General features: G+C 46.8%; 2 protein-coding genes and 2 pseudogenes. 1 reads left to right on the forward strand and 3 read right to left on the reverse strand.

All coding sequences use genetic code 11. From position 1 onward, the window contains the following. The 3 genes and pseudogenes from EIEH_RS19110 to EIEH_RS18005 form a co-directional block, all read right to left on the reverse strand. Window positions 1-644 (reverse strand): annotated as a pseudogene (locus EIEH_RS19110) (IS5 family transposase); the annotation flags it as partial. Between the two features lie 128 nt (window positions 645-772). Beyond that, window positions 773-1,519 carry a hypothetical protein gene (locus tag EIEH_RS14715; protein ID WP_133175618.1) on the reverse strand — a complete coding sequence of 249 codons (747 nt, stop codon included), beginning with the start codon at window positions 1,517-1,519 and terminating at the stop codon, window positions 773-775. 10 nt (window positions 1,520-1,529) lie between these two features. Further along, a complete protein-coding gene (locus tag EIEH_RS18005; protein WP_071525742.1) occupies window positions 1,530-1,946 on the reverse strand; it encodes an InvB/SpaK family type III secretion system chaperone in 417 nt (138 codons plus the stop codon). A 267-nt stretch (window positions 1,947-2,213) separates the two neighbouring features. Here EIEH_RS18005 and EIEH_RS14720 point away from each other — a divergent pair. Then, window positions 2,214-2,473, forward strand: a pseudogene (locus tag EIEH_RS14720) (IS110 family transposase); the annotation flags it as partial.

Here is a 2,473-nt window from a genome sequence, read left to right on the forward strand (position 1 = left end):
CCCCGCTAACCAACCATGAGTTCGCTCTACAACCCCGCGATAACGACCCAAGCGGTCATGGCTATCAATGCCTCGCCGGGCAATACGGGCCTTGATTCCCCGTCGCCTCAGATAATCCCGGCAACGGCGAAAATCATACCCCTTGTCTGCGTGTAGCTTGTCAGGCCGATATCGTGGTCGCCCTCTCTTGCCTGCTAACGCCGGGAGGGCATCCCACAATGGCTCAAACATTATCGAGTCATGGCGATTGGCTCCTGAGACAAGCACGGCGAGTGGTATGCCCTGACGTTGCACCACGATGTGTCGTTTACTGCCCAGCTTGCCTCTGTCTGTCGGGTTACGTCCTGTTTCCTGGCCCCCCGGGGGCTGGCTACGCTCGCGCCATCGAGGCTTGCTCTGCTCCAGTCGATGTGACCCGCTTGGTGTAGCGGGGTCAGCAGAGCCACGTGAAGTCGCAGCCAGATGCCTTGAGTTTGCCAATCGCGTAGGCGACGCCAGCACGTCATTGCGCTGCCAAAACCCAACGACTGGGGCAAGTCCTCCCACGGTATCCCAGTCGTAAGGACAAACAGAATACCGTTGAGAACGGCATCGTCATCAAGGCGTGGGCGGCCACCCCGTGACGAAGGCGGTTGGGGCGGCAGAAGTGGCTATCAGGATTTCCAGAGCTGCTTACCGATGATTTTTCGTGTCATGCCTGCTATGTGGGGATTGGCGTTATTCGAATCAACTCGGTTTTGTTAGCGGCTTTAATTGGATGTATCACCAGATTTTAGGATGGTAAAGGGTGATTCGGAACCTCCATTACCTCAAGAGCAGCATTTGTCACAGCATCGCATTCTTCTTCATTTATTGAAAGGCTGTGATATAGGGAAAGAGTCCATGCGGAACTGCCATTAACATTAAACATTTTTTGCTTCTCCTCGGAAGAGGTAAGCCCCAAAGATAAGTATAAAATATCTTTTCGTAACAACATACATGTGCCTTCATCCAGGCCAAATTTTGATTTGGTATTGTTTATCGCAAGCGCCACTCTTTCTAAGTTGCTACTCCCACCATAAAGAATATCAGATGCCTGATTATCTGTTAGCTTCTCAATATAATCTGTGGGATTTGACGTCTTGTGGCCAAATACCTGTTTAAACCGATCGTCTATCATTGTATCTTGCTTGATTTCATTTAGCCGTACTTCAATATCCCTCTCTTTCAATAAAGAGTCCCGCTCAACTACAGCATCCACCCCTTTGTAAGCCAGATAGGTTACCATGCTAGAACCTAATAGCTTCATACTGTTAATAACTTCGCCATTAGAGATGCTGTTATACAACAATTTAGCCTGAGCCGCTCCAAGAGCTAAAAGCCCCACCTTCACCAAGGTCGGGTGTTCCACTACTATATCTGTAATGGATTTGGAAGTATTGGAAACTTTTGACACCGGCAACTGTGGTGTGTCAGGATTACTACCATCAGATCCAGATTGGTTAATGGATGTGATATTAGTGCTTGATATATTGTTCATTCGATGGCCCTCAACGTAGATTAATTAATAATTGGTAAAATGAAGTAATAGCCTCGCCTAATAAACCGTCTTGCAATGCATCAATGCGGACATTAAGGCGCAATTCGTAACCACTGTCAGTGCTTAATAATATACAACCACCTCCCTCGGCGTATGGAATAGGGTTAGTGATAGATGGAATGACTGATCTGGCTTGTCCAATTAACTGTTCTTCGCTTATAGTTAATAAAGACCAAATATATAATCGATCTTCAACCAGTGAGATGCTGATAGAATCCCCTTCATCAAGATCGATAGAAATAGTAGAGTGCGAGTTAAAATCATTCAGCAGATTATTTCGGACGCCAAGCCCAGAAAGAGCAGCCCGAACTAAAGAGCTAAGGTCTTGATGGATGTTTTGAGAAAAAGAAAGTTTGTTGTTAATCATATGCTCCAATCACAACGAGGTAACGAGGTAACGAGGTAACGAGGTAACGAGGTAACGAGGTAACGAGGTAACGAGGTAACGAGGTAACGAGGTAACGAGGTAACGAGGTAACCACAATACAGATCGCATTTCTATAAAAAATTATCCATAGCGACTGGATTTCAGAACTATTAAGCAAAAGGAGGCTTTGTTAATGGAATGGTCGCCCCCTACATCTTGTGCCACAGTGGGACGATAAATCGTCACTACTTGAGCGGAGCGGCCATCATGAGTGTTAAGACTATCGGCATTGATTTGGCAAAAGAGGTTTTTCAGATCCACGGAACTGACGAACACGGCAAGCGCTTGTTCAACAAGCAACTCAAGCGAGCAAAAATGCTTTCCTTTTTTGCCAACATCCCTCCATGTTTGATCGGCATGGAAGCCTGTGCTTCTGCCCACTTTTGGGCCGGCAAACTCATATCGATGGGCCATAACGTCAAGCTGATGGCCCCTCAGTTCGTTAAGCCCTATGTCAAAACCAATGA

It is taken from the genome of Edwardsiella ictaluri ATCC 33202 (assembly GCF_000264785.1).
GTDB classification, from domain to species: Bacteria; Pseudomonadota; Gammaproteobacteria; order Enterobacterales; family Enterobacteriaceae; genus Edwardsiella; species Edwardsiella ictaluri.